The sequence below is a fragment of the Pseudomonas sp. AB39(2026) genome, from assembly GCF_059831485.1.
Map to the genome: position 1 here is coordinate 14,212 of NZ_CP195212.1, position 26,517 is coordinate 40,728.

The window sequence follows — 26,517 nt, forward strand, 5'->3', positions numbered from 1 at the left end:
TTACTCCTTCGCCTCGTTACGGCCAATGTGGAAGGCCGTGATGGCCGCAGCCAGCAGTAGCATGGAGGCGAGCTCCACCACCAGCAGGTAAGGGCCGAACAGGCTGACGCCCACCGCCTTCGGCCCAACGGTGGTTGCACCCACTGGAATGTCGCCAGGGCCGGAAAACAGTACATACATTAGTTCTACCAGCAGCAGCACGGCCAGCAGCATAGGGCCGGCCCAGATACCCGGTTTGAGCCATTCCCGTTCCTGATGCGAGGATTCAGTGCCCAGGTTGAGCATCATGACCACAAACACGAACAGCACCATGATTGCACCGGCATAGGCGATAACTTCCAGCGCACCGGCAAAGGGCGCACCCAGTGCGAAGAAGGTCATGGCGACCGCGATCAGGGAAATGATCAGGTACAGCAAAGCATGAACCGGGTTGGTGCCAGTAATTACCCGTAGGGTCGCCAGCACCGCAACGCCAGAGGCGAAATAGAACGCGAATTCCATCTTTTATCCTTAAGGCAGCAGGCTTTTCACGTTGATCGGCTCGGCTTCGTTCTGCGCGGCGCCTTTCGGCTTGCCGGCCACGGCCATGCCTGCGACGCGATAGAAGTTATAGTCCGGGTTCTTGCCGGGGCCCGAGATCAGCAGGTCGTGCTTCTCATACACCAGGTCCTGACGCTTGTAGTCAGCCATTTCAAAATCAGGCGTGAGCTGAATGGCGGTGGTAGGGCATGCTTCTTCGCACAAGCCGCAGAAAATGCAGCGTGAGAAGTTGATGCGGAAGAACTCCGGGTACCAGCGACCATCGTCGGTTTCAGCTTTCTGCAACGAAATGCAGCCTACTGGGCAGGCGACCGCGCACAGGTTGCACGCCACGCAGCGTTCCTCACCATCGGGGTCGCGGGTTAGCACGATGCGGCCACGGTAGCGGGGCGGCAGGTATACGGCCTCCTCGGGGTACTGCAGGGTGTCACGCTTGCGGAAGCCATGGCCGAACACCATGATCAGGCTGCGTAGCTGGGTATAGGTGCCATGGGCGATATGGCCGATATATTTGAACATCAGGTCTGTCCTCAAGCACCAGCCGGCGTGTTCAACAACACGATCGCGGCGGTGACCAGCAAATTGATCAGGGTCAGCGGAAGGCAGAACTTCCAGCTGAAATCCATCACCTGGTCATAGCGCGGCCGCGGAATCGACGCCCGCAGCAGGATGAACAGCATGATGAAGAAACAGGTCTTGAGGGCGAACCACAGGAACGGGACCTGCGGCAGGATATCGAACGGGCCATGCCAGCCACCGAAGAACAGCGTGACCAGCAGTGCCGAGATCAGCACGATACCGATGTATTCGCCCACAAAGAACATGCCCCATTTCATGCCGGCATACTCGATGTGGTAACCGTCGGCCAGTTCCTGCTCCGCTTCGGGTTGGTCAAAGGGGTGACGGTGCGTCACGGCTACGCCCGCGATGAAGAAAGTACAGAAGCCGAAGAACTGCGGAATGATGAACCACAGGTTCTGCGCCTGGTACTCCACGATGTCACGCATGTTGAACGAGCCAGCCTGAACGATCACGCCCATCAGGGCCAGGCCCATGAACACTTCGTAGGACACCGTTTGCGCCGAAGCGCGTAGGCTGCCGAGCAAGGCGTACTTGTTGTTGCTGGACCAGCCAGCGAACAGCACCGCATACACCGACAGGCCCGCCATGGCGAAGAAGAACAGCACGCCGATGTTCAGGTCTGCCACGCCCCAGGTCGGGGTAATCGGGATTACCGAGAACGCGATCAGCAAGGCACTCATGGCCACCACGGGGGCCAGGGTGAAGATCGCGCGGTCCACGAACGGCGGGTTCCAGTCTTCCTTGAAGAACATCTTGAGCATGTCGGCCGCGATCTGGAACATCCCGAAGGGGCCAACACGGTTGGGGCCGTAGCGGTCCTGCCACCAGCCCAACAGGCGCCGCTCCACGAAACTGAGCAGTGCGCCGCAGACCACCACGGCCAGCAGAATGACGATGGATTTCAGTGCCGACACAATGATGTCGATCACATCAGGGGTAAACCAGGTCATTGCGCAGCCTCCTGCAGGCGTTCCACGGTTTGCCCGCTAAAGGCCGGCGGAATTCCGGCGATACCTTTGGGCAGGGCAACCAGGCCAGCGGCTAATTGATCATCCACACGCAACGGCAGGCGCAGGTCCACACCGGCTACCGAAAGGCTGAGCAAAGCGCCTTCGTTCACACCCAGGCGATCCGCCTCGGCTTTGGCCAGGGCGACGTACGGGGCAGGAATACGAGACTCCACGGGGGCGGCACGTGAGGACATTTCCTCGCTGCCAAACAAGTGGTGGAAGGGAACGGCTGTCCAGGTACCCCGTGCCGGTGCAAAGGCAGCTGGAATGCGGGTGAACCAGTTCAGGTTGTCCCCACGGGGCTCGATCAAGCGTATGCCAGGGTCACCCGCACGCAGGTGGCCCCCGACTTCATCCTGAAACTTGTTCCAGGCTTGTGGCGAGTTCCAGCCTGGCGACCAGGCGAACGGGACCTGTTGGCGTGGCTCCTTGCTGCCGGAGTAGCCTTCCATGGAGAACGCAAACGCCGTGTCCTTATCCTGGCTGGTGCGGGGCTCGTGAACGCTGATGTTGGCGCGCATGGCCGTACGGCCTGAATAACGCAGGGGTTCGCGGGCCAGCTTCAAGCCTTTGATACGGAATGCAGCCGAAGGGGCTGCTTCCACAATGCGGGCCAGTTGTGGCGCGCTGGCAGCACAGGCTGCTGTCACGTGGTCCAGTTGAGTCCAGTCCAACTTGCGCTCAAGCAGCGTAGCGCGCAGCGCATGCAGCCAGCGCCAGCCCTCATGGGTGAAGTTCTGCGGGTCCAGGTAATTGGGATCGAACACCTGGAAGAAGCGCTGAGCACGGCCTTCCTGGCTGACCAGGGTGCCATCGCCCTCGGCGAAGCTGGCCGCTGGCAACACCAAATGCGCACGGTCGGTGGTCGCGGTCTGTTGATGGTCGGCCACGATAATCACCTTGGCGGCTGCCAGGGCGGCATCCACCTTGGCTTTCGGCGCGCGGGTATACAAGTCGTTCTCCAGCACCACCAGCGCATCGGCACGGCCTTCGATCAAGGCGTCCAGGGCCGCATCCAGAGAATCACCACCTAGCATGGCCAGGCCCAGGCTGTTGGCCTCCGGCACGATCAGGCTGAGCGAACCGGCCTTGGCACGCAGGGCCAAAGCCTTGGTGATGTTGGCGGCCGCTTCGATCAAGGCATCGCACCCCAGGGACGTACCGGAAACCACAAGCGGACGCTTGGCGGCAATCAACGCTTCGGCAATGCGCTGGGCCAGGCCCAAGGCTTCGTCGTCCAGGCCAGTAACTGCTGGGGCACTGGCGTCGATGGCGTGGGCCACAGCAAAACCGATGCGGGCCAGGTCTTCAGGCGAGGCATGAACGCATTCTTCGGCCACGTCGTCCAGGCGGGTCGCCGTCACGCTGGCGATGAACAGCGGGTACAGTTCGTGCTGGCCGATGTTCTTGACGGCAGCGTCCAGCCAAGGCTGTACACGCATGGCTTCAGCCATGGCCTCGGCCTTGCCCTTCACGGACTGGCGCAGGGCCAGTGCCATGCGCGCGGCGGTCTGGGTAAGGTCTTCGCCCAGCACGAACACGGCATCGTGGTCTTCCACGTCGCGCAGGCTCGGGATCGGCAGAGGGCTGTTGTTCAGCACGTCCAAGGCCAGGCGGATACGGCGCAGCTCACCCGCCTCAATACCGGTGTGGTACCAGTCCGCCCCGACCAGTTCGCGCAACGCGTAGTTGCTTTCAAGGCTGGCCCGTGGCGAGCCTATGCCCACGATGTTACGGCCGCTGAGCAATTGAGCGGCCTTGTCCAGCGCGGCGTCCACGCCCAGCATGGCGCGTTCCTGGCCGAGCATAGGGTGCTTGGGGCGGTCTTTACGGTTCACGTAGCCATAGCCGAAGCGGCCACGGTCGCATAGGAAGTAGTGGTTCACCGAACCGTTGTAACGGTTCTCGATACGGCGCAGCTCGCCGTAGCGCTCGCCAGGGCTGATGTTGCAGCCGCTGGAACAGCCATGGCAGATACTGGGGGCAAACTGCATGTCCCACTTGCGGTTGTAACGTTCGGAGTGGGTTTTGTCCGTGAAGACACCCGTCGGGCACACTTCCGTCAGGTTGCCCGAGAACTCGCTCTCCAGCACGCCGTCTTCAACGCGCCCGAAGTAAACGTTGTCGTGGGCGCCATACACGCCCAGATCGGTACCGCCCGCGTAATCCTTATAGAAGCGAACACAGCGGTAGCAGGCGATGCAGCGGTTCATCTCATGGGCGATGAACGGGCCAAGGTCCTGGTTCTGGTGGGTGCGTTTGGTGAAACGGTACCGGCGCTCGTTATGGCCGGTCATCACGGTCATGTCTTGCAAGTGGCAGTGGCCACCTTCTTCGCACACCGGGCAGTCATGTGGGTGGTTGGTCATCAACCATTCCACCACACTGGCCCTGAACGCCCTGGATTCATCATCGTCGATGGAAATCCAGGTGTTGTCGGTGGCAGGGGTCATGCACGACATCACGATACGGCCGCGGGTGTCGTTTTCATCGGTGTACTGCTTTACCGCACACTGTCGGCAGGCACCGACGCTGCCCAGCGCCGGGTGCCAGCAGAAGTAGGGGATGTCGAGGCCAAGGGACAGACAGGCCTGTAACAGGTTGTCTGCGCCATCGACTTCGAGCGCTTTGCCGTCTACGTGGATAGTGGCCATGGTTCAAAGGTCTTCGTTGGCCCGGTTGCCCGGGCGTGGCTAATGGAAATCTTGTTCTATGCCTGTGTGGCCCGGGCAAGGCGGCCTTGCCCTCGGCTCATGGATCAGGCGCCCGCAGGGATCGGCCGTGGTTGGCCAAAGCCCGGTGCCAGGTTCGCCGCTCCCGTGGGGGCGATACCGGCCTCGAATTCCTCGCGGAAGTATTTGATGGCACTGCCCAAAGGCTCAACGGCCCCAGGTGCGTGTGCGCAGAACGTTTTGCCTGGGCCCAGGAAGCCTACCAGCCCAAGCAGGGTATCGATGTCCCCTTGGGTGCCTTGGCGGTTTTCCAGTGCGCGCAGCAGCTTCACTGACCATGGCAGGCCATCCCGGCAGGGTGTACAGAAACCGCAGGATTCACGGGCGAAGAATTCTTCCATGTTGCGCAGCAGCGACACCATGTTCACCGTGTGGTCCACGGCCATGGCCAGGCCGGTGCCCATACGGGTCCCCACCTTGGCGATACCGCCGGCATACATCTGGGCCTCCAGGTGCTCGGGTAGCAGGAAACCCGTACCCGCGCCCCCTGGCTGCCAGCACTTGAGGGTATAGCCGTCGCGCATGCCTCCGGCATAGTCTTCGAACAGCTCGCGTGCAGTCACGCCGAACGGCAGCTCCCACAGGCCTGGATTCTTCACCTTGCCGGAGAAACCCATCAGCTTGGTGCCGTGGTCTTCGCTGCCTTCGCGTGCCAGGGCCTTGTACCAGTCCACACCGTTGCCGACGATGGCAGGCACATTGCAGAGGGTTTCCACGTTGTTCACGCAGGTCGGCTTGCCCCACACGCCCACGGCGGCCGGGAAGGGCGGCTTGGAACGCGGGTTGGCACGGCGGCCTTCCAGGGAGTTGATCAGGGCGGTTTCTTCGCCGCAGATGTAACGGCCGGCGCCGGTGTGCACGAACAGTTCGAAGTCAAAACCGCTGCCCAGGATGTTCTTGCCCAATAGGCCCGCAGCCTTGGCTTCCTCCACCGCACGGTTCAGGTGCCGTGCGGCCGTGGTGTACTCGCCCCGCAGGAAGATGTACCCGCGGTAGGCCTTCAATGCCCTGGCGCTGATCAACATGCCTTCGATCAGCAGGTGGGGCTGCTGCTCCATGAGCATGCGGTCTTTCCAGGTATTGGGTTCCATCTCATCGGCGTTACACAGCAGGTAACGGATGTTCATGGACTCGTCCTTGGGCATCAGGCCCCACTTCACCCCGGTAGGGAAGCCGGCACCGCCACGGCCCTTGAGCCCCGAATCCTTCACCGTCTGAACGATCTCGTCCTGGGACAGCTGTGCCAGGGCCTTGCGGGCCGCCGTGTAGCCGTCCTTGCGTTGGTATTCTTCGAGCCACACAGGCTCGGCGTCATCACGCAGGCGCCAGGTGAGGGGGTGGGTTTCAGGGGCGCGGGCAATCCGGTTGGCCGGGCCAAAGGAAGTCAGGGTCATACGTAGGCCTCCAGCAGGCCGCTGACGCCGTCAGGTTTCACGTCGCCAAAGGTATCGTCGTCGATCATCAGGGCCGGTGCCTTGTCGCAGTTGCCCAGGCAGCACACCGGCAGCAGGGTGAAACGGCCATCGGCCGTGGTCTGGCCCAGGCCAATGCCTAGTTCCTGTTGGATCTGCGCCACCACCGATTCGTGCCCGCCGATATAGCAGACCATGCTGTCGCATACCCGAATGATGTGGCGGCCTACGGGCTGGCGGAAGATCTGGCTGTAGAAGGTAGCGACACCCTCCACGTCACTGGCGGGAATGCCCAGCAGTTCACCAATGGCATACAGAGCACCGTCAGGTACCCACCCCCGTTCCTTCTGCACGATCTTCAACGCTTCGATCGACGCCGCACGCGGGTCTTCGTAGTGGTGCAACTCATGCTCGATGGCCGAGCGTTCGGTTTCGCTGAGGGCGAAACGGTCAGTCTGGATCAGCGTAGTGTTCATGCTTAGCGGTCCACATCGGCCATGACGAAGTCGATACTGCCCAGGTACGCGATCAGGTCGGCGACCATGCTGCCACGGATCACCGAAGGGATCTGTTGCAGGTGCGGGTAGCTGGGGGTACGGATACGGGTACGGTAGCTCATGGTGCCGCCGTCGCTCGTCAGGTAGTAACTGTTGATGCCCTTGGTCGCCTCGATCATCTGGAAGGACTCGTTGGCCGGCATTACCGGGCCCCACGAAACCTGCAGGAAGTGAGTGATCAGGGTTTCGATATGCTGCAGGGTGCGTTCCTTGGGCGGCGGCGTGGTCAGCGGGTGGTCCGCCTTGTACGGGCCAGCTGGCATGTTGCGCATGCACTGCTCGATGATACGAAGGCTCTGACGCATTTCTTCAACGCGTACCAGGCAGCGGTCGTAGGCGTCACCGCTTGAAGCCAGTGGCACTTCGAACTCGAAGTTTTCGTAGCCGGAGTAAGGGCGGGCCTTGCGCAGGTCGAAGTCGCAGCCGGTAGCCCGCAGGCTAGGGCCGGTCACACCCCACTCCAGCGCTTCACGCGTGTTGTAGGCGGCCACGCCCTTGGTACGGCCGATCAGGATGCTGTTTTTCAGGGCCGCCTTGGTGTATTCGTCCAAGCGCTTGGGCATCCAGTCAATGAAGTCCTTGACCAGCTTTTCCCAGCCGCGTGGCAGGTCATGCGCCACACCGCCAATGCGGTACCAGGCCGGGTGCAGGCGGAAGCCTGTGATGGCTTCGATCACCGTGTAGGCACGTTGGCGGTCGGTGAAGGTGAAGAACACCGGCGTCATGGCGCCCACGTCCTGGATGTAGGTGCCCAGGAACAGCAGGTGGCTGGTGATCCGGAAGAACTCGGCCATCATGATGCGGATGGTGTTTACCCGGTCTGGCACTGTGATGCCGGCCAGCTTTTCCACCGACAGCACGTAGGGCAGGTTATTCATCACCCCGCCCAGGTAGTCGATACGGTCGGTGTAAGGGATGTAGCTGTGCCAGGACTGGCGCTCGCCCATTTTCTCGGCGCCACGGTGGTGGTAGCCGATGTCGGGCACGCAGTCGACGATCTCTTCGCCGTCCAGCTGCAGAATGATACGGAACGCACCGTGGGCCGAAGGGTGGTTCGGGCCAAGGTTGAGGAACATGAAGTCCTCGTTGGCGGTGCCACGCTTCATGCCCCAGTCTTCAGGGCGGAAGCGTGCAGCCTCTTCTTCATGGGCCTGCTTGGCCAGCGTAAGGCTGTAGGGGTCGAACTCGGTGGCGCGTGCAGGGTAATCCTTGCGCAGCGGGTGACCTTCCCAGGTCGGCGGCATCATGATCCGGCTCAGGTTGGGGTGGCCGGTGAACGTGATGCCAAACATGTCCCAGACTTCACGCTCGTACCAATTGGCGTTGGGCCAGATGTCGGTAACGGTGGGCAGGTTCAGGTCCGCTTCGTCGAGGGCGACCTTGAGCATCACGTCGCTGTTACGCTCGATGGACATCAGGTGGTAGAAGACAGTGAAGTCTGCATCCGGCAAGCCGCGGCGCTGGGTGCGCAGCCGTTCGTCCACGCCGTGCAGGTCGTACAGCATCACATAAGGCTTGGGCAGGTTGCGCAGGAAGGCCAACACTTCCTTGACCTGCGCCCGTGCTACCCACAGCACCGGCATGCCGGTACGGGTAAGCTGCACGGTGAAGCATTCGGGGCCAAAACGTTGGGTCAGTTCAACGACCACATTCTGGTCGTCGGCCTTGTAAGGCGGGATATACAGAGCGGTGTCCGCTGTTGTCATGGTGTCGGTCGCTTTCGCTTTCGGTCAACGTCAAGAATGAGGGCCAGAAGCCTGCCCAGCCCACACAGACAGGGCAGGAACCGGATCACACTTCGTCTGGGCTGCGCAGGTTGGTGACCTGGATACGCTGTTCGCGGCGCACGTCTTTCTGGGACGGCATCTCGGCGCGGTATACACCTTGATCGCCGACCACCCAGGACAAGGGGCGCCGTTCCTGACCGATGGATTCCTGCAGCAGCATCAAGCCCTGCAGGAATGCCTCAGGCCGGGGAGGGCAACCTGGCACGTACACGTCTACAGGCAGGAACTTGTCCACGCCCTGCACTACGGAGTAGATGTCGTACATGCCGCCGGAGTTGGCGCAGGCGCCCATGGAAATTACCCATTTGGGTTCGAGCATCTGTTCATAGAGGCGCTGGATCACAGGCGCCATCTTGATGAACGGGGTGCCCGCAATCACCATGAAATCGGCTTGCCGAGGCGAAGCCCGGATCACTTCCGCACCGAAGCGGGCAATGTCGTGAGGCGCGGTGAACGCCGTGGTCATCTCCACATAGCAGCAGGACAGGCCGAAGTTGTAGGGCCAGAGCGAGTTCTTGCGACCCCAGTTGACTGCACCGCTCAGGACGTCTTCGAGCTTGCCCATGAAGACGCTACGGTGCACCTGGTCTTCAAGCATCTTGTCATCAACGACACCTTGCTTGCCCAGGGGATAGCGCTGTTCCGGATCCTGAGGGGCATCCGGGTCAATCTTGGTAAGGTTATATTGCATTGCCAAAGCCTCATTGTTTCAGCTTCGCCTGCCGCTTGTGGCGACCTTCGGGTGCCCAATCCAGCGCACCCACTCGCCAAAGGTAGACAAGACCTGCCAACAGAATTGCTATGAAAACGAGTGCTTCGACAAAGCCCGCCCAGCCGCTTTCGCGGACGGACACGGACCAGGCGAACAGGAAGAGGGCTTCGATATCGAAGATCACGAATAGCATCGCGACCAGATAGAACTTGGCGGACAGCCGCAGGCGTGCGCTACCGACAGGCAGCATGCCGGATTCGAAGGGGTCGTTCTTGCTGCGCCCCCAGGCCTTGCCGCCCAAGAGGCTGGACAGGCCAAGCATGAAGGCACAAAGCCCTACTACACCCAGGAGGAAGATGGCAAAGCCCCAATTGTGGGCAATGAGTCCTGCTGTTGGGGTCATGCTGGCAGTCCTTAACAGAGCCGCAACGCTCTGAATCGAAGAAGGGTAAAGCAGTGACTAAATGTCGCAGCCATAGGATCGGCGGATTTTATGGGCAAACCCGCAGCAAGTAAATTTGCTATATCAAATTAATTCGACCAATTCCTATGCAAGAGCCCCTCTATGGCCCTAAGGGCCCCGAAAACAGGGGGTTTAGGCTATTTGGCCAATACTGTTTCTTTTTGGGCGTAACAAAATGTTTGAATGATAATTAATCTCAATAAAATACTTGCTTGGCGTTTCATCTTCTCCAAACCACTATAGTCCCTGTTTGAGTGTAGGCCGATTTCAATTCGGCATAAGGGCCTGGGTCAATGTTTTGCATGGTTGCAATACGGCTCATGCCTCTGGCAAATAAAAAACCGCCCGAAGGCGGTTTTGAGCGTACTAAAACAAGGTTGCGTAAAGGCTCCGTTTGAGAGTGCCAGCTACGCCGTGATACGTAATTAAGGGGCGTTACCCGGCCAACTGTTGCTGCTCCGCATCCTGTGCCACGCCGACCAAGGTCACCTGCGGCTGGGCGAACACCACCTCTTCCTTGTGGAGGTCGTTCAGCCAATAGCCGGTGAGCGCGATCTCGAACCGATGGCCTTGGGCATCGGCGTCTAGGTCCTTGAAGTAGGTGCGGTCGTTCTCACGGTCATAGACCAGCTTCAACGTGCCGTGGGTCCCATCCCCAAAGCCGGTGTAGCCCAGCGCCGAGACGTCGATACTGTCTTGGCGTTCCTCGAATCTATCGATCAGGTCCACGAAACTCTGGTTAGCGGTGCGGTAGCTGTCGTCAGTGGAGGTGTAGCGAAAGACGTCCTTGCCCTCGCCGCCGGTGAGCCAGTCCGCACCACTGCCGCCGATCAGCACGTCATTTCCGGCGCCGCCGTCGATACGGTCGTTGCCCGCACCGCCAAGAAGAATCTCCGCCAGCGCACTGCCCGTCAGCACATCACGCCCCGCTGTGCCTTCGATAGTCGGCGGGGTGAAAACCAGGTTGCTCGTGTTCAGCTGCCCCACCAGGTTGCCGTCCAGGGCCAGTTCGAAACGGTGGCCGGAGGCATCAGCCTCGAAGCTTTTAAGGTAGGTGCGGGTGCCCTCGGCGTTCGCTTGAATGGCCAAGGTACCGTGACGGCCATCGCCAATGCCGGTAAAGCCCAGCCCAATCAGGTCGATGCGGTCTTGGGTGGCATTGAAGTCCTGGATCAGGTCGCTGGCGTTCTGGGTCGCGGTACGGTAGCTGTCGCTCACTTGAGTGAAGCGGAAGATGTCCGCGCCGGCCCCACCCAGCAATACGTCGCGGCCGCCATTGCCTTGCAGCACGTCATCGCCAGCCTGGCCGTGGATGATCTCGGCGCTGTCTGTGCCTAACAACGCGTCGTCGCCAGCGTAGCCGTCCAGGTGAACCTTACCGTCCTGGCTGCCGAAGGTAGTGTCTACGCTGCCATCGGCATTCAGGCGGGTGATGCTGGCGCCGCCGATGCCCTTATCGCTGCTTTGCCCGGCCACCAGGATTTTTCCGTCCGCTTGCACCGTGACTGAATCCGCGGTATTGGAACCGTTCGGCAATACCGAGAACCCGGCGATGCCGTGGCTGCCAAAGCTCTCGTCGAAAGACCCATCGGCATTGAGGCGGATGATGCTCGACACATGGAAGTCGGTGCTGTCCCCGACCACAAGGATCTTGCCGTCGGCTTGCACAGTTACGGCTCCAGAGTAGGGCTCGACCAAGGCTTTGTCGAAGTGCAGCACGCCGTTGTCCCCAAACCGGGTATCCACGCTGCCATCGGCCTTGAAGCGCTCCAGGCTGTACACTGGGAAGCCCGGGTTACCGCCCACATAGAGGGTGCTGCCCAGCAACACTCCGCCATCGGCCAGCACATGGCTGGTAACCTCGGCGTTGTAGTATTTTTCGGGAGAACTGATCCGCAGCTCGCCGTGATCTCCAAAGCCATCAATCAGCTTTCCGCTTGCGCTGACCTTGGTGACGGTGACTTGGGTCTCGCTGCGGGCCGTGACGTAGAAGGTGCCATCGGCATTGACGGTCAGCCCGTAACCGTCATACACATAGGGCACGTCCAGGATCAACGCGCCGCCTTGGCCGAAGCTGGTGTCCAGGCTGCCGTCGCCGTTGTAACGCTCCACAGTCAAGCCATCCAGGCCGCTGTGGGCCGCAAGCACCTTGCCATCGGCTTGGACGGCCATCGTGGCTAGAATGCCCTCGTCCGAGTCGTAGGGCACCTTGTCGCCGTTAGCCGGGTCGAAAATATCGACGCCACCTGTGCCGTAACGGGTATCCAGGGTGCCATCGGCGTTCAGTCGCATGACCGAATGCTCTACCGCGCCGGAATACGGATATTCCCCTGGGCCCCCTACATAACCGTCGTCGATGTAGTAGCTATAACCACCTACCAGTATCTTACCGTCGGCTTGCACGATAAGGCTGTCGTTGGGGGCGCCGATGCCGCTTAGCTTAACTATTATGCTGCCGGGGGCCGTGCGGGTAATTGGGGTCGTCACGGTGTTGCTTGAAGAAGTTGCCACGATCGAATCCTTTGAAAGTGCTGTTGGAGCACCCACTGTAGCTGACAGTTAGCCCCTTTACGGCCCAAGGCCACATAAGCGCAACGGTATCCGAGCAACGGTCAGCCTTTTCAGATGACTTGCTGCCCATTCTGAAAAAGCAGTTTCGGATGATCCGGTACTTTGGGCTTTTGGCCAGCTGGGTCTGCGGGCAGTACCTGGCGAAGGTGTATGGAGGCGCTGAAGAGTGCTACGCCAGGGTGGGCGCTTTCACTTGATGTGTAGGAAAGTTTGAAATTCCTACACATCGAAGGCAGGCATGATTCAGTGGAACTGTTCTTCTTCGGTTGACCCGGTAAGGGCTGTAACAGACGAGGCGCCGCCCTGGATCACCGTGGTCATGTCGTCGAAATACCCGGTGCCTACTTCCTGCTGGTGCGCCACAAAGGTATAGCCTTTAGCGGCATCGGCAAATTCCTGCTCCTGAAGCTTCACGTAAGCGGTCATGTCATGACGGGCATAGTCGTGGGCCAACGAGAACATGCCGTGCCACATGTTGTGAATACCGGCCAGTGTGATGAATTGGTGCTTGTAGCCCATGGCAGACAGCTCGCGCTGGAAGCTGGCAATGGTGGCGTCGTCCAGGTTTTTCTTCCAGTTGAAGGAAGGGGAGCAATTGTAGGAGAGCAACTGGTCGGGGTATTCCTTCTTGATGGCTTCGGCAAAGCGACGGGCCTCTGCCAGGTCCGGCTTGGCGGTCTCGCACCAGATCAAGTCGGCGTAAGGCGCGTAGGCTAGGCCGCGAGCAATGGCCTGGTCCAGGCCTGCACGCACCTTGTAGAAGCCTTCGGGTGTGCGAGTACCCGTGACAAAAGGCTGGTCATAAGGGTCGCAATCCGAGGTCAGCAGGTCTGCCGCATTGGCGTCAGTGCGCGCCAGGATGATGGTCGGCACCCCGGCCACGTCCGCCGCCAGGCGTGCGGCGACCAGTTTCTGTACGGCTTCCTGGGTGGGCACCAGCACCTTCCCGCCCATGTGCCCACACTTTTTCACCGACGCCAATTGGTCTTCGAAGTGAACACCGGCGGCACCGGCTTCAATCATGTTTTTCATCAATTCATAGGCATTGAGTACGCCCCCAAAGCCTGCTTCGGCATCGGCCACGATGGGTGCAAAGTAGTCGATATAGCCCTCGTCGCCGGGGTTCTTGCCCGCCTTCCATTGAATCTGGTCTGCCCGCCGGAACGCATTATTGATGCGTTTGACAACCGTTGGCACCGAATCCACCGGGTACAGGGATTGGTCCGGGTACATGGCCTCTGCACTGTTGTTGTCGGCCGCTACCTGCCAGCCGGACAGGTAGATGGCCTGAATGCCGGCTTTGACCTGCTGTACAGCCTGCCCGCCTGTGAGTGCTCCCATGCAATTCACAAAATCCTTGTCTGGGCGAAAGGCCGGGTGGGCACCCTGGGTCACCAGTTTCCACAACTTTTCAGCACCCAGGCGGGCGAGGGTGTGCTCGGGCTGCACCGAACCTCGCAGGCGTACCACATCAGCAGCCGTGTAGGTTCGGTTCACCCCTTTCCAACGTGGGTTTTGCGCCCAATCCTGTTCAAGGGCTGCAATCTGTTGTTCGCGTGTCTGTGCCATGGGGTAAGCCTCTTGCATAGGTCTTGTGGGGATGTCCAGCTCCACCAGAAAGGCAGGCGCCAATCACCACCAGCACAGCAGGCTAATGCCAGGGTGTAACGAAAGATGCATTTGGCCAGGCTACGGTCAACGCGGGAAAAGGTGTGGTACAGGCTGCATGTAGTGCAGCTCTATGCTCACTCCAAAACTGCATCGCCCGGCTAACCTGTCAGCGACTGAACGTGTCCTTTCAGGCCTGCCCCTTTCATCACAACCTACAAAACTGCCTGTTTAGGCCGTACTGATCCAAACACGGCCCTACGGCTAGGAAGGGCACGTACCGGTGGCCTCTATCTGAGGCCATTGATTAGCGGGAGCGAGGCCATCATGCCTACGGCTTAAGAAGGCGTCAAACGATTTGTAGTGCTTTTTAAAGGTCACTACATACTCTGAAGATTCAGAACCGATCGGTCACTAAAAGGCTCTGGGGTCGGCCTTTCAGGGCAGGGCATCTACCCTTACCCGGAGGGTCATGTCATCCCGGCCAGCGGTGCCGTAGTAACGCGTGCTGCCGTTACGCTCAGCCTGGCTCTGGCTGTTGATACCTGCCACTGTAATCCATTGGCCAAGGGGGCCGCTCACCTGGGTGCCGGTGCTCTGAACATTGATGACATCCGGGCGCTCCTGGCTCATGTGGTCGTTATTGGTGTTGATGGATAAATGCACCGTCTCGCCTGTCACGCTGGCGGTCACATAGAAGCCTTGGGTGACATTGCGGTATTCGGTCTGGGTCTGCAGCCGGCCGTAGCTGTCCGTCTGCCCGGTAGTCAAAGGGACGCTCTGGCCAATCTGTATCAGGGCTGGCGACCCTTCGCTGGCTTGAACCTGCTGCACACCGCCCGTTCTGTTGGCCGTACCGTAGCGAATCACCCGCCCATTGCCTGCGCCGGCGCCACTGCTGTGGTTGCTGTCACTGGTATCTACGCTGATCAGCAGCCTTCGCGCCGGGGCGTCGATGCGCTCCAGCAGGGCGCTGAGTTCATCCAGCTTGCCAGGGTCTGCATTCACCACCAATTGGTTGCCTAGGGCGCTAACGGTACCTTGGTTGCCTAAAAACGAGCGCACCAGTGGCAGCAGTTCGTCACTGGTGCGGTAATGCAGTTCCAGTACTTGGGTGGCAGCTTGTGTAAGCGGGGTGAATACAAGCAGTAGGAGGAGAAGCAAGGGGCGTAGCGGCATGGCTAGTTACTCCGCAAGGTTAGGCCATGAGTATGACTCACGGCTGTGCCTTGCGGGTGATGAAGCCGTCGAATCCCAGCCCCTTAGATGACAGGGCGAAGCATATCGACGTGGGGCAGGCCGGCTTCGACGAATTCGTCGCTGACCACTTCAAAGCCGAACCGCTGGTAGAACGCCGTGGCATGCACCTGCGCCGTGAGCTTGAGTGCACCGATGCCACGGCCTTGGGCCTGGGCGATCACGGCTTGCATCAGGGCATCACCCACGTGAAGGCCACGCCAATCCTTGAGCACTGACAAGCGGCCGATATACCCTTCAGCGGACAACCGGGCGGTGCCGATGGCAAAGCCACCGGTTTCGGCCAGGAAGTGCAGGGCCGAGTCGTCTTCCGAATCCCATTCCTGCTCTGGTGTTACGGCTTGCTCAGCCACGAATACGCTTTCGCGGATGCGGTGAATGTCGGCATAGTCGCGGTGCCAGTCTGCAAGGCGCACACGTAGGTCATTCATCGGCAAACCCCAGGCTGCCCTGTATCATCAACTGGTTGAGCAGCGTCACCGCTTCGTCGTCTTCCAGCCATGGCCCTAGGTTGGTCTGGTGCAAGGCGTCGGCAGAGCACACCAATTGCAGCAGAGGCCGCAGGTTGCCGGGCAGCAAGCGGCTTTGTCCGCTGGCAAACAGCATCAGCTCGCTGCCCATTTCCGACCAGGCCAGGCGTGCGCTGGGGTTGCGGATAATCACGGCACCTTGGGCCAAGGCATCGAGGAATTCGTCTTCGGCCAATTCGCTGCCGGCAACCCGTTCGGCATAGCGAGGTTCGGTCATGAACTGGCCGAACCAGGTGAGCAGCAGGCGGTCGTCGCTCATGTGCTGGGCCAGCAAGCCTTTGAGGCGGTCCAATGCATCGTGCTGGATCTGGTTAGGGTCGGCCGCCGGTGTGATATCAGCATCGCTGTAGCGCTCGTCATCAGGGATGAACTGGCTCAGGAAATCGGTGAAGTGGGTCAGTACCTCACTGGCGCTAGGGGCGCGGAAGCCGATGCTGTAGGTCATGCAATCATCCACTGCCGTGCCGAAGTGAGCCAGCCTTGGGGGCAGGTACAGCATGTCGCCGGGTTCAAGGGTCCAGCTGTCGGTTTCCTCGAAGCCTGCGAGGATGCGCAAGTCGGCGTGCTCAAGCAAGGAGCTGTCCGAGTCGCACATCTGCCCCACGCGCCAGGTACGCTGGCCCAGGCCCTGCAATAGGAACACATCGTAGTGATCGAAGTGCGGACCGACACCACCGCCGGGTGCCGCGTAGCTGATCATCACATCGTCGATGCGCCAGGTGGGCAGGAAGCGGAAGGGTTCGAGCAGGGCGCTCACCTCTGGTACGAACTGGTCCACGGCCTGTACCAATAGGGTCCAGTCCTTGGCGGGCAGGCTGGCGAAGGCATCCTCTGCAAAGGGGCCACGACGCAGTTCCCAAGGGTGCTCGCCATGTTCGAGCACAAGCCGGGACTCGATTTCTTCTTCCAGCGCCAGGCCTGCCAACTCATCAGGGCTGATGGGGTTTTCAAAGTCCGTAAACGCTTGGCGCACCAATAAAGGCTTCTTCTGCCAATAGTCGCGAAGGAATTCCTGCGCGGTCAGGCCGCCCAGCAGTTGAAGTGGTTTATTGGAAGCCATGGTTAACTCTTTGAAAAAAGTAGAGACGTTGAATAAAAAACGCCCGGCCAGGCCGGGCGCTCTCGAGCCGTACAGGTCAGATACGGCGTGCCTGTTCTGCTGCATTGCCAATGTAGGTGGCAGGCGTCAGGCGGATGAGTTCTGCCTTGGCAGCCTCGGGCATGTCCAAGCCCTCGATGAATTCCTGCAAGGCCTGGGCGGAGATCCCCTTGCCGCGGGTCAGCTCCTTGAGCTTCTCGTAGGGGTTCTCGATGTTGTAGCGGCGCATCACTGTTTGGATGGGCTCTGCCAGTACTTCCCAGCAGGCATCCAGGTCGGCAGCGATACGCTGAGCGTTGATTTCCAGCTTGCCAATGCCCTTGAGGCTGGCTTCGTAGGCAATCACGCTATGGGCAAAGCCCACGCCCAGGTTGCGCAGCACGGTGGAGTCCGTAAGGTCGCGCTGCCAGCGGGAAATCGGGAGCTTGCTGGCCAGGTGCTGGAACAGCGCATTGGCAATGCCCAGGTTGCCTTCGGAGTTCTCGAAGTCGATGGGGTTGACCTTGTGGGGCATGGTCGAGGAGCCAATCTCGCCAGCGATGGTGCGCTGCTTGAAATAACCCAGGGAGATATAGCCCCAGACGTCACGATCTAAGTCGATCAGGATGGTATTGAAGCGGGCGATAGCGTCGAACAGTTCGGCGATGTAGTCGTGCGGCTCGATCTGAGTGGTGTAGGGGTTGAACACCAGGCCCAGTTCGCCCTCGATGAAGGCACGGGCGTTGGCTTCCCAGTCGATGTCCGGGTAGGCCGAAAGGTGGGCATTGTAGTTGCCCACGGCACCGTTGATCTTGCCCAACAGCGGAACGGCAGCGATCTGAGTGATTTGCCGTTCCAGGCGGTACACCACGTTCGCCAGTTCTTTGCCCAGCGTCGTGGGGGAGGCAGGTTGCCCGTGGGTGCGTGACAGCATTGGCACGTCGGCGAAACGGTGGGCCAGCTCGCGAATAGCACCGGCGATCTGGCGCATCAGGGGCAGCAGCACGGTGTCGCGGCCTTCGCGCAGCATCAGCGCATGGGACAGGTTATTGATGTCCTCGCTGGTGCAGGCAAAGTGGATGAATTCGCTAACCTTGGCCAATTCTGGCAACCGCTCGGCCTGCTCCTTGAGCAAATACTCGATGGCTTTCACATCATGGTTGGTCGTGCGTTCGATCTCTTTCACACGCTCGGCATGCTCCACGGCAAAGCCAGTGGCCAGTTCGTTCAGCAGGGCATTGGCACCCTCTGAAAACGGCGGCACTTCGGGGATTTGCGCATGTGAAGCCAGGCGTTGCAGCCAGCGTACTTCGACGAGGGCACGAAAACGGATAAGGCCGTATTCGCTGAAGATGGGGCGCAAGGCCTCGGTTTTGCCGGCGTAGCGGCCGTCAACAGGGGAAACCGCAGTGAGCGAAGAAAGCTGCATAGGGTGTTCTCGGGCAGTCGGGCAACGAAAAGGGCGCATAGCATACATGAAAAACCATCAGGCCCGCTGGCTGATCCGCCAGTGGGCCCGGTGGGCGTCAGGATCAGTCGTTGCCGCGAAGCAAAGGGTACAGCTCGCTGAGCAACTTGCGCCGGCTGAACAGCAGTTGCCAGCGGTGCCCGCCCAGTTGGCGCCACAGCCGTGCGCAACGGATACCGGCCAGTAGCAAGGCGCGGATTTTCGAGGCGTTGTTGGGCTGCTGCAGGTGGCGCATGTCACCTTGTACCTGAATGCGCTGGCGCAAGGTGCTCAGCGTGTCCTGGTACAGGCCACCACTGGCGGCTACCACGTTTTCGTGGGCGATGCCGAAGTGCTCGACCTGGGCCTGGATCTGCGGTAGGCGTTTGCCGATGATCTCTAGCATGGCGGGGCGCTTTTCCAGCTGGCGTTCCAGGGTCACCATGGACAAGGCGTAGCGCAACGGTTCGCGCTGCAGGCTGGCCGGGTCCCGTTCTAGGGCTGCCGCCAGGGCGCGATACCCTTCATGTAGCTGGCTGTCATTGCCGCCGAACACGTCAAGGGTGTCTTTCGGATCGCGCACCAGCAGGGTACCCAGCATGCCGCCCAGCTCGCCTTCGGTGATCTGCCCGGTTTTCGCAAGGCGGTCCACCAGCACAGCCGCCTGGAAGACCGCACCCAGTGCCATGAGTTGTTCCTGGCGGGTGCTCATGCTGCCGCACTCTGCTGCGCGGCAGACTGAACTGTTTCGATCACGCCACCGCCCAAGCAAATCTCACCGTCATAGAACACCACCGACTGGCCGGGCGTGACCGCACGCTGTGGCTCATCGAAGGTCACGGTGTAGCCATGGGCGCCCAGCGCCAGCGTGCAGGGCTGGTCGGCCTGGCGGTAGCGCACCTTGGCCGTGAGGCGGCGGGGGCTGGAAAGGTCCACAGGGTTGACCCAGAAAATAGCCGACGCCTGCAATGATTCTGCAAACAGCCAAGGGTGATCGTTGCCTTGGCCCACGATCAACTCGTTGGTGGACAAGTCCTTGGCCAGCACGTACCAGGGCTCATCGCCTGCACCCTGGAGGCCGCCGATGCCCAGCCCTTGCCGCTGACCAATGGTATGGTACATCAACCCGTGATGGCGGCCGATCACGTCCCCGGCGGTAGTCTTGATCTCGCCAGGCTGCGCAGGCAGGTATTGCTTGAGGAAATCACTGAAGCGGCGTTCGCCGATAAAGCAGATACCAGTGGAATCCTTTTTCTTGGCCGTGGCCAGCCCATGCAGGTCGGCAATGGCACGAACCTCGGGTTTTTCCAGCTCGCCCACCGGGAACAACGTGCGAGCGATCTGCTCGCCGCCTACCGCATGGAGGAAATAGCTTTGGTCCTTGTTCGGGTCCAGGCCTTTAAGCAGCTCGGTAACCCCGTCCCGATCCCGCCGGCGCACATAGTGCCCCGTGGCGATCAGGTCTGCGCCCAGGCTCAGGGCGTAGTCCAGGAAGGCCTTGAACTTGATTTCCCGATTGCAGAGGATGTCCGGGTTAGGGGTGCGCCCCGCCTTGTATTCGGCCAGAAAGTGCTCGAACACGTTGTCCCAGTATTCGGCTGCGAAGTTGGCGGTATGCAGCGGGATACCGAGCCTGTCGCACACGGCCTGGGCATCGGCCAGGTCCTCGCGGGCGGTACAGTACTCGGTGCCGTCGTCTTCTTCCCAGTTCTTCATGAACAGGCCTTCAACCTGAAAACCTTGTTGCAGTAGAAGAAGCGCTGAAACGGACGAGTCGACGCCGCCGGACATGCCGACGATCACGCGCGTATTTCGAGGATCCCTGTAGGGATCGGAGAGGGCAGGCTCACGCATGGGCTTGGGAACATTCTGGTGAAAAGCGCGACATTCTAGCAGGCCCGGGCCGCCCTGGGAAAAGGGCGTTAGTCGCGAACAACGTCCAGTGGATAAACCGGCCCTGCCAGGTAATCGTCCAGGCAGCGCAGCACTAGGTCGCTGCGCCAGCGGGCCGGGTCTGCCGCCAGTGCATCGCGGGTCAGCCAATGGGTAGCCGTGATATCGCGGTCCAGCGGGTGATCGCGCCGGCGCAACGGGCGGGCGCTGAAGCAGACACGTTGATAGGTCACGCCGTTATGGGGTGCTGTATACAGGTAAATGCCTACAACACCGGTCAGCTCGACTTCCCAGGCGGTTTCCTCACGGGTTTCGCGCAGGGCCGCCTCGCGCAGGGTTTCGCCTTTTTCAAAATGGCCGGCGGGCTGGTTGAGCACCAAGCGGCCACCTTTGTGTTCTTCCACGAAGAGGAAGCGCCCCTCGTCGTCTTCGATTACCGTCGCAACGGTGATATGGGGTTGCCAGGTCATAAGAAATCCAAAAGGTTGGAAAATAAAAAACCCCGGCCTGGGCCGGGGCTGTAACGCGTTTTACTTCAGCGAAGCGATGGCCTCATTGAGTGTCGCGCTTGGGCGCATGGCCTTGCTGGCCAGCTCCGGTGTCGCGAAGTAGTAGCCGCCGATGTCCACGGGCGCCCCTTGAGCATTGTTCAGTTCGTCGACGATGGTCGATTCCTGGGCAGTCAAGGTTTCGGCCAGCGGCTTGAAGCGTGCCTGCAGGTCGCTGTCGGTGGTCTGCTCGGCCAGGGCCTGGGCCCAATAGGTCGCCAGGTAGTAGTGGCTACCACGGTTGTCGATACCGCCCACCTTGCGCGAAGGCGACTTGTTGGTGTCCAGGAACTTGCCGGTGGCCTGGTCCAGGGTGTCGGCCAGTACCTGTGCCTTGGCGTTACCGTAAGTGGTCGCTAGGTGCTCCAGCGACGCTGCCAGGGCCAGAAACTCGCCCAGTGAATCCCAGCGCAGGAAGCCTTCTTCATTGAACTGCTGAACGTGCTTGGGAGCAGAACCGCCTGCACCGGTCTCGAACAGGCCGCCACCATTCATCAGGGGCACGATGGACAGCATCTTGGCGCTGGTGCCCAGTTCCATGATGGGGAACAGGTCGGTCAGGTAGTCGCGCAGCACGTTGCCTGTGACCGAAATGGTGTCCATGCCTTCACGGATGCGTGACAGGGACAGTTTCATGGCTTCGACTGGCGTAAGGATCTGGATATCCAGGCCGTTGGTGTCGTGGTCCTTGAGGTAGGTCTGTACCTTGGTGATCAGTGCGGCATCGTGGGCGCGGGCAGCGTCCAGCCAGAAAATGGCAGGGGTGCTGCTGGGACGGGCACGGTTGACCGCCAGCTTGACCCAGTCGCGAATCGGTGCGTCCTTGGTCTGGCACATGCGGAAGATGTCGCCGGCTTCGACCGGTTGCTCCATCAGCACAGCGCCATCGGCGGCCACCACGCGCACCACGCCATCGGCCTTCACTTGGAAGGTCTTGTCGTGGGAGCCGTATTCTTCGGCTTTCTGAGCCATCAGGCCAACGTTGGGGACACTGCCCATGGTCGTTGGGTCGAAGGCACCGTGGGCCTTGCAGTCCTCGATCACAGCCTGGTAAATGGTGGCGTAGCAGCGGTCCGGGATAACAGCCTTGGCATCTTGGAGCTGGCCTTCGGCGTTCCACATCTTGCCCGAATCACGGATCATGGCCGGCATCGAGGCATCGACGATCACGTCGCTGGGCACGTGAAGGTTGGTGATGCCTTTGTCGGAGTTGACCATGGCCACCGCAGCGCGCGCGGCGTAGACGGCCTGGATGTCAGCCTCGATCTCTGCCTGCTTCTCGGCAGGCAGCGACTTGATGCGGGCATACAGGTCGCCGATGCCGTTACCACTGTTGAAGCCGGCGTCGGCCAGCACAGCTTCGTGCTTGGTCAATGCGCTCTTGTAATACTCTTCCACGAACTGGCCGAACATGATCGGGTCCGAGACCTTCATCATGGTGGCCTTCAAGTGGACCGAGAACAGTACGCCCTGAGCCTTGGCATCTTCGATCTGGGCTGCGACGAATGCGCGCAGGGCCTTGCGGCTCATCACGGCACTGTCGATGATTTCACCGGCCTGAACGGTGGTCTTCTCCTTCAGGACAGTTGTGTTGCCGTCCTGACCGACCAGCTCGATGCGGACAGTGCCATCGGCACCGATCAAGGCTGCTTTTTCACTGCCGTAGAAGTCGCCGTTGTCCATGTGGGCCACATGGGCCTTGGAGTCGCTGGCCCAGGCACCCATTTTGTGTGGGTGCTTGCGGGCATAATTCTTTACCGACAGCGGTGCGCGACGGTCGGAGTTGCCTTCGCGCAGCACCGGGTTCACGGCGCTGCCTTTGATCTTGTCGTAGCGGTTGCGAATGTCTTTGAGGTCGTCGCTGTCGGCGGCATCCGGGTAGTCCGGGACGTCGAAGCCCTTGGCCTGCAGTTCCTTGATCGCGGCCTTCAGCTGCGGCACCGAAGCGCTGATGTTCGGCAGCTTGATGATGTTGGCCTCTGGCGTGGTGGCCAGGGTGCCAAGTTCACCGAGGTCGTCAGCGACGGCCTGCTTTCCAAGGCGCTCGGGGAATGCCGCAAGAATGCGGCCAGCGAGCGAAATGTCGCGCGTTTCCACCGCGATGTCGGCGGTCTTGGTGAACGCCTCGACAATTGGCAGCAGGGAATAGGTGGCGAGGGCAGGGGCTTCGTCGGTGAAGGTATAGATGATCTTGGATCGGGTGGGCATGTGGGGTTAACTCTCTGTTTTGCTGAGCATGCTAAGCATCTCGTTGCGCGGGATAGGCGCTTTCGGCGTAGGTGATGCGACGAAAGTCGAGAGGCCGTGCGGTGATGTTGGGTGCATCAGTCGAGCGTCAAACGGCCGGGCCAAGGTACGGGCCCGAACGGGTTCACGTTTACCGGTGGCGACACTTGCATAGGGTAAGGCGCCGCTATGACTCCATAGTCACCGGCGGAGTATATCAAACCCGTGGAAAGGCGCACCTAGGTTCGGCACAGTGCCTGAAAGGGGGGGAAGGAAGGGGAAAGCGAAGAAGGACTGACCACCCTGAAGGGGCAGCCAGTCACCGGGTAAGGCGCTGCGTCAGGCGTGCGAAGTTGAAGACGCGGGGGTGGAGAGGGTGGCCGTCTCGGTTACCGATGAAATGTCCACGGCGTGCATGCCCTTAGGACCTTGAATGATGTTGAATTTAACGGGTTGCCCTGCCTTGAGCGTTTTGTAGCCGTCCATTTTGATCGCCGAGAAATGGGCGAACAGATCCTCGTCCTTCCCGTCCTCGATGATGAACCCGAACCCCTTAGCATTGTTGAACCACTTGACTTTACCGCTTGCCATACTCATATCCCTCTGCAAAGGACCCCATCTCTGGAGTATCATCCACCTCGGTTCACGCATCGGCCGAAAAATTAATTTGACTGTGCGGACCTTTCTTACCCAATGTGGGCTCTACTGTTTGTAACACCGTTTTGCCGATAGTCAAGGTCATGCGGCGGCCGAGTATCATTCTGGACACACGTCTAACCACACACCTTCACTCGCCTAACGACGAACACTTCCGAAATGCATGCAATCAATCATATTCGACTAACCTTCAAGCAGGAACGGCCAGGCCTTGATCAGCCTCGGTCAGGCAGGCTCGGCCCGGACGACGCCGCTCCGCTGGATGATGATTCAGCAGGCGTGGCGTTGCAGGAGTCCAAGCCGGCGCTGCAGGCGCCGCCGATGTATAAAGTGGTGCTGTTCAACGACGACTACACCCCGATGGATTTCGTGGTAGAGGTGCTGGAGCTGTTCTTCAACCTGAATCGCGAGCTGGCGACCAAGGTGATGCTGGCGGTACATACGGAAGGGCGTGCAGTCTGCGGGCTGTACACCAGGGACATCGCGGAAACAAAGGCCATGCAGGTCAATCAACACGCCAGGGACAGCCAGCATCCGCTACTCTGTGAAATCGAGAAGGACGGTTGAAATCCGGCCACTTGGGTTATGAGGTGAAGCAATGTTAAACCGCGAGCTCGAAGTCACCCTCAATCTGGCCTTCAAGGAAGCTCGGTCGAAGCGTCATGAATTCATGACGGTCGAGCACCTTCTGCTGGCCCTATTGGACAATGAGGCCGCCGCTACCGTGCTACGGGCGTGCGGTGCCAACCTTGACAAGCTCAAGCACGACCTTCAGGAGTTCATAGACTCCACCACGCCATTGATCCCTGTTCATGATGAAGACCGCGAAACCCAGCCTACGCTTGGGTTCCAGCGCGTGCTTCAGCGTGCAGTGTTCCACGTCCAGAGCTCAGGCAAGCGTGAAGTGACGGGCGCCAACGTGCTCGTCGCCATCTTCAGCGAGCAGGAAAGCCAAGCCGTATTTCTGCTTAAGCAGCAGAGCGTTGCTCGCATTGACGTTGTGAACTACATCGCTCACGGTATTTCCAAGGTGCCTGGGCATGGCGAGCAGTCCGAGGGTGAGCAGGAAATGCAGGATGAGGAAGGTGGAGAGTCTTCGTCGTCCAGCAACCCGCTGGATGCCTATGCCAGCAACCTGAACGAGCTGGCTCGTCAAGGCCGTATCGATCCATTGGTAGGCCGGGAAACGGAAGTTGAGCGGGTTGCACAGATCCTGGCACGGCGGCGCAAGAACAATCCGCTGCTGGTAGGCGAAGCAGGGGTGGGTAAAACCGCTATCGCCGAAGGCCTGGCCAAGCGCATCGTAGACAGCCAGGTGCCCGACCTGCTCGCCAACAGCGTGGTGTACTCCCTTGACCTGGGCGCGCTGCTTGCCGGTACAAAATACCGCGGCGATTTCGAGAAGCGCTTCAAGGCCTTGCTGGGTGAGTTGCGCAAACGCCCGCAGGCCATCCTGTTCATCGATGAGATTCACACCATCATTGGCGCCGGTGCTGCCTCTGGCGGGGTCATGGATGCCTCCAACCTGCTCAAGCCGCTGCTGTCGTCGGGTGAAATCCGTTGCATCGGCTCAACCACCTTCCAGGAATTCCGTGGGATCTTTGAAAAAGATCGCGCACTGGCACGCCGTTTTCAGAAGGTGGACGTCAGCGAGCCTTCGGTGGAAGACACCATCGGTATCCTGCGGGGGCTCAAGAATCGCTTCGAGCAGCATCACAGCATCGAGTACAGCGATGAGTCGCTTCGCGCTGCTGCAGAGCTGGCCTCGCGCTACATCAATGACCGTCACATGCCTGACAAGGCCATCGACGTTATCGATGAAGCGGGTGCCTACCAGCGCCTGCAACCGGTGGAGGCGCGTGTCAAGCGCATCGACGTAGCGCAGGTTGAAGACATCATTGCCAAGATTGCACGCATCCCCCCAAAACACGTCAGCACGTCCGACAAGGAATTGCTGCGCAACCTGGAGCGTGACCTGAAGTTGACCGTGTTCGGTCAGGATGCGGCCATCGACTCCCTGTCGACCGCCATCAAGCTCTCTCGGGCCGGCCTCAAGGCACCTGACAAGCCTGTTGGTTCGTTCCTGTTCGCAGGCCCCACCGGTGTAGGTAAGACAGAAGCGGCACGCCAGTTGGCTAAGGCGCTGGGGATTGAACTGGTGCGGTTCGACATGTCTGAATACATGGAGCGCCATACGGTGTCACGCCTGATTGGTGCCCCGCCGGGTTATGTAGGGTTCGACCAAGGTGGCCTCTTGACGGAAGCCATCACCAAGCAGCCTCACTGTGTGTTGCTGTTGGACGAGATCGAAAAAGCTCACCCGGAAGTGTTCAACCTGTTGCTGCAGGTCATGGACCACGGCACGCTCACGGATAATAACGGCCGTAAGGCGGACTTCCGTAACGTCATCCTGATCATGACCACCAACGCGGGCGCCGAAACGGCTGCACGGGCGTCCATTGGCTTCACCCACCAGGATCATTCTTCCGATGCCATGGAAGTGATCCGCAAGAGCTTCACACCTGAGTTCCGTAACCGCCTGGATACCATCATTCAGTTTGGCCGCTTGAGTCACGAGGTTATCAAAAGCATCGTTGACAAGTTCCTTACCGAACTTCAAGCCCAACTGGAAGATAAGCGGGTACTGCTGGAGGTCTCCGAGGCTGCTCGTAGCTGGCTGGCTGCCAGTGGCTACGATGTTCAGATGGGTGCTCGCCCAATGGCAAGGCTTATCCAGGACAAGATCAAGCGGCCTCTGGCCGAGGAAATCCTGTTCGGTGAGCTTGCAGAGCATGGGGGTGTTGTTCACATCGATGTCAAGGAAGGCGAGATGACCTTCGACTTCGAGACAACGGTGGAAATGGCCTGACCCACAGGCGCTGGAGGTTTACTCCGGCGCCTGTACTT

General features: G+C 60.1%; 22 protein-coding genes. 2 read left to right on the plus strand and 20 right to left on the minus strand.

All coding sequences use genetic code 11. From position 1 onward, the window contains the following. The 20 genes from nuoJ to cspD all read right to left on the minus strand — a co-directional run bounded on the left by nuoJ (window position 1) and on the right by cspD (window position 23,544). Window positions 1–501 (minus strand): NADH-quinone oxidoreductase subunit J, encoded by a 501-nt coding sequence (gene nuoJ / locus ACSAMW_RS00070; protein WP_500592104.1) that lies wholly within the window; start codon window positions 499–501, stop codon window positions 1–3. Window positions 502–510: 9 nt separating this feature from the next. Further along, window positions 511–1,059 (minus strand): NADH-quinone oxidoreductase subunit NuoI, encoded by a 549-nt coding sequence (gene nuoI, locus ACSAMW_RS00075; RefSeq protein ID WP_168080283.1) that lies wholly within the window; start codon window positions 1,057–1,059, stop codon window positions 511–513. 11 nt (window positions 1,060–1,070) lie between these two features. Continuing rightward, window positions 1,071–2,072: an NADH-quinone oxidoreductase subunit NuoH gene (gene nuoH / locus ACSAMW_RS00080; RefSeq protein ID WP_168080285.1), complete on the minus strand. Its 1,002-nt coding sequence runs from the start codon at window positions 2,070–2,072 to the stop codon at window positions 1,071–1,073. After that, complete coding sequence (gene nuoG, locus ACSAMW_RS00085) at window positions 2,069–4,786, minus strand: NADH-quinone oxidoreductase subunit NuoG (RefSeq protein ID WP_500592105.1); 2,718 nt, start codon at window positions 4,784–4,786, stop codon at window positions 2,069–2,071. Before nuoG ends, nuoH begins: the two co-directional genes overlap by 4 nt. A gap of 104 nt (window positions 4,787–4,890) precedes the next feature. Beyond that, the gene (gene nuoF / locus ACSAMW_RS00090; protein ID WP_168080289.1) at window positions 4,891–6,258 is read right to left on the minus strand and encodes an NADH-quinone oxidoreductase subunit NuoF; all 1,368 of its coding nucleotides are present in this window, start codon (window positions 6,256–6,258) and stop codon (window positions 4,891–4,893) included. Then, a complete protein-coding gene (gene nuoE / locus ACSAMW_RS00095; RefSeq protein ID WP_168080291.1) occupies window positions 6,255–6,752 on the minus strand; it encodes an NADH-quinone oxidoreductase subunit NuoE in 498 nt (165 codons plus the stop codon). The genes nuoF and nuoE overlap by 4 nt, the downstream gene beginning before the upstream one ends. A gap of 2 nt (window positions 6,753–6,754) precedes the next feature. Then, window positions 6,755–8,539 (minus strand): NADH-quinone oxidoreductase subunit C/D, encoded by a 1,785-nt coding sequence (gene nuoC, locus ACSAMW_RS00100; protein ID WP_500592106.1) that lies wholly within the window; start codon window positions 8,537–8,539, stop codon window positions 6,755–6,757. Window positions 8,540–8,624: 85 nt separating this feature from the next. After that, entirely contained in the window at window positions 8,625–9,311 is a 687-nt protein-coding gene (locus tag ACSAMW_RS00105) for an NADH-quinone oxidoreductase subunit B (RefSeq protein WP_168080295.1), read from the minus strand. A gap of 10 nt (window positions 9,312–9,321) precedes the next feature. Then, window positions 9,322–9,735: an NADH-quinone oxidoreductase subunit A gene (locus ACSAMW_RS00110; RefSeq protein WP_168080297.1), complete on the minus strand. Its 414-nt coding sequence runs from the start codon at window positions 9,733–9,735 to the stop codon at window positions 9,322–9,324. Between the two features lie 495 nt (window positions 9,736–10,230). After that, on the minus strand, window positions 10,231–12,306 hold the full coding sequence (locus ACSAMW_RS00115) for a M10 family metallopeptidase C-terminal domain-containing protein (RefSeq protein WP_500592107.1): 2,076 nt from the start codon (window positions 12,304–12,306) through the stop codon (window positions 10,231–10,233). 303 nt (window positions 12,307–12,609) lie between these two features. Continuing rightward, complete coding sequence (gene aceA / locus ACSAMW_RS00120) at window positions 12,610–13,935, minus strand: isocitrate lyase (RefSeq protein WP_168080301.1); 1,326 nt, start codon at window positions 13,933–13,935, stop codon at window positions 12,610–12,612. Between the two features lie 477 nt (window positions 13,936–14,412). After that, window positions 14,413–15,153 carry a secretin N-terminal domain-containing protein gene (locus ACSAMW_RS00125; RefSeq protein WP_500592108.1) on the minus strand — a complete coding sequence of 247 codons (741 nt, stop codon included), beginning with the start codon at window positions 15,151–15,153 and terminating at the stop codon, window positions 14,413–14,415. Between the two features lie 83 nt (window positions 15,154–15,236). Next, window positions 15,237–15,662: a GNAT family N-acetyltransferase gene (locus ACSAMW_RS00130; RefSeq protein WP_500592109.1), complete on the minus strand. Its 426-nt coding sequence runs from the start codon at window positions 15,660–15,662 to the stop codon at window positions 15,237–15,239. Further along, window positions 15,655–16,821, minus strand: a complete 1,167-nt coding sequence (locus ACSAMW_RS00135; RefSeq protein ID WP_500592110.1) for a ribosomal protein uL16 3-hydroxylase — start codon at window positions 16,819–16,821, stop codon at window positions 15,655–15,657. Before ACSAMW_RS00135 ends, ACSAMW_RS00130 begins: the two co-directional genes overlap by 8 nt. 76 nt (window positions 16,822–16,897) lie before the next feature. After that, window positions 16,898–18,268 carry an adenylosuccinate lyase gene (gene purB / locus ACSAMW_RS00140; RefSeq protein WP_500592111.1) on the minus strand — a complete coding sequence of 457 codons (1,371 nt, stop codon included), beginning with the start codon at window positions 18,266–18,268 and terminating at the stop codon, window positions 16,898–16,900. 103 nt (window positions 18,269–18,371) lie between these two features. Then, entirely contained in the window at window positions 18,372–18,998 is a 627-nt protein-coding gene (hflD, locus tag ACSAMW_RS00145; RefSeq protein WP_500592112.1) for a high frequency lysogenization protein HflD, read from the minus strand. Beyond that, window positions 18,995–20,140, minus strand: a complete 1,146-nt coding sequence (gene mnmA / locus ACSAMW_RS00150) for a tRNA 2-thiouridine(34) synthase MnmA (protein ID WP_500592113.1) — start codon at window positions 20,138–20,140, stop codon at window positions 18,995–18,997. Before mnmA ends, hflD begins: the two co-directional genes overlap by 4 nt. A gap of 68 nt (window positions 20,141–20,208) precedes the next feature. Next, window positions 20,209–20,649, minus strand: coding sequence for an NUDIX hydrolase (locus ACSAMW_RS00155; protein ID WP_500592114.1), 441 nt, complete (start codon window positions 20,647–20,649; stop codon window positions 20,209–20,211). 60 nt (window positions 20,650–20,709) lie between these two features. Further along, window positions 20,710–22,935: an NADP-dependent isocitrate dehydrogenase gene (locus ACSAMW_RS00160; protein ID WP_500592115.1), complete on the minus strand. Its 2,226-nt coding sequence runs from the start codon at window positions 22,933–22,935 to the stop codon at window positions 20,710–20,712. A 357-nt stretch (window positions 22,936–23,292) separates the two neighbouring features. Continuing rightward, window positions 23,293–23,544 (minus strand): cold shock domain-containing protein CspD, encoded by a 252-nt coding sequence (gene cspD / locus ACSAMW_RS00165; protein ID WP_500592116.1) that lies wholly within the window; start codon window positions 23,542–23,544, stop codon window positions 23,293–23,295. A 225-nt stretch (window positions 23,545–23,769) separates the two neighbouring features. On the opposite strand from cspD, the gene clpS reads away from it, so the two are divergent. Continuing rightward, window positions 23,770–24,177, plus strand: a complete 408-nt coding sequence (gene clpS / locus ACSAMW_RS00170; protein WP_168080321.1) for an ATP-dependent Clp protease adapter ClpS — start codon at window positions 23,770–23,772, stop codon at window positions 24,175–24,177. 31 nt (window positions 24,178–24,208) lie between these two features. Continuing rightward, window positions 24,209–26,479 carry an ATP-dependent Clp protease ATP-binding subunit ClpA gene (gene clpA / locus ACSAMW_RS00175; RefSeq protein ID WP_168080323.1) on the plus strand — a complete coding sequence of 757 codons (2,271 nt, stop codon included), beginning with the start codon at window positions 24,209–24,211 and terminating at the stop codon, window positions 26,477–26,479. Window positions 26,480–26,517 lie beyond the last annotated feature (38 nt).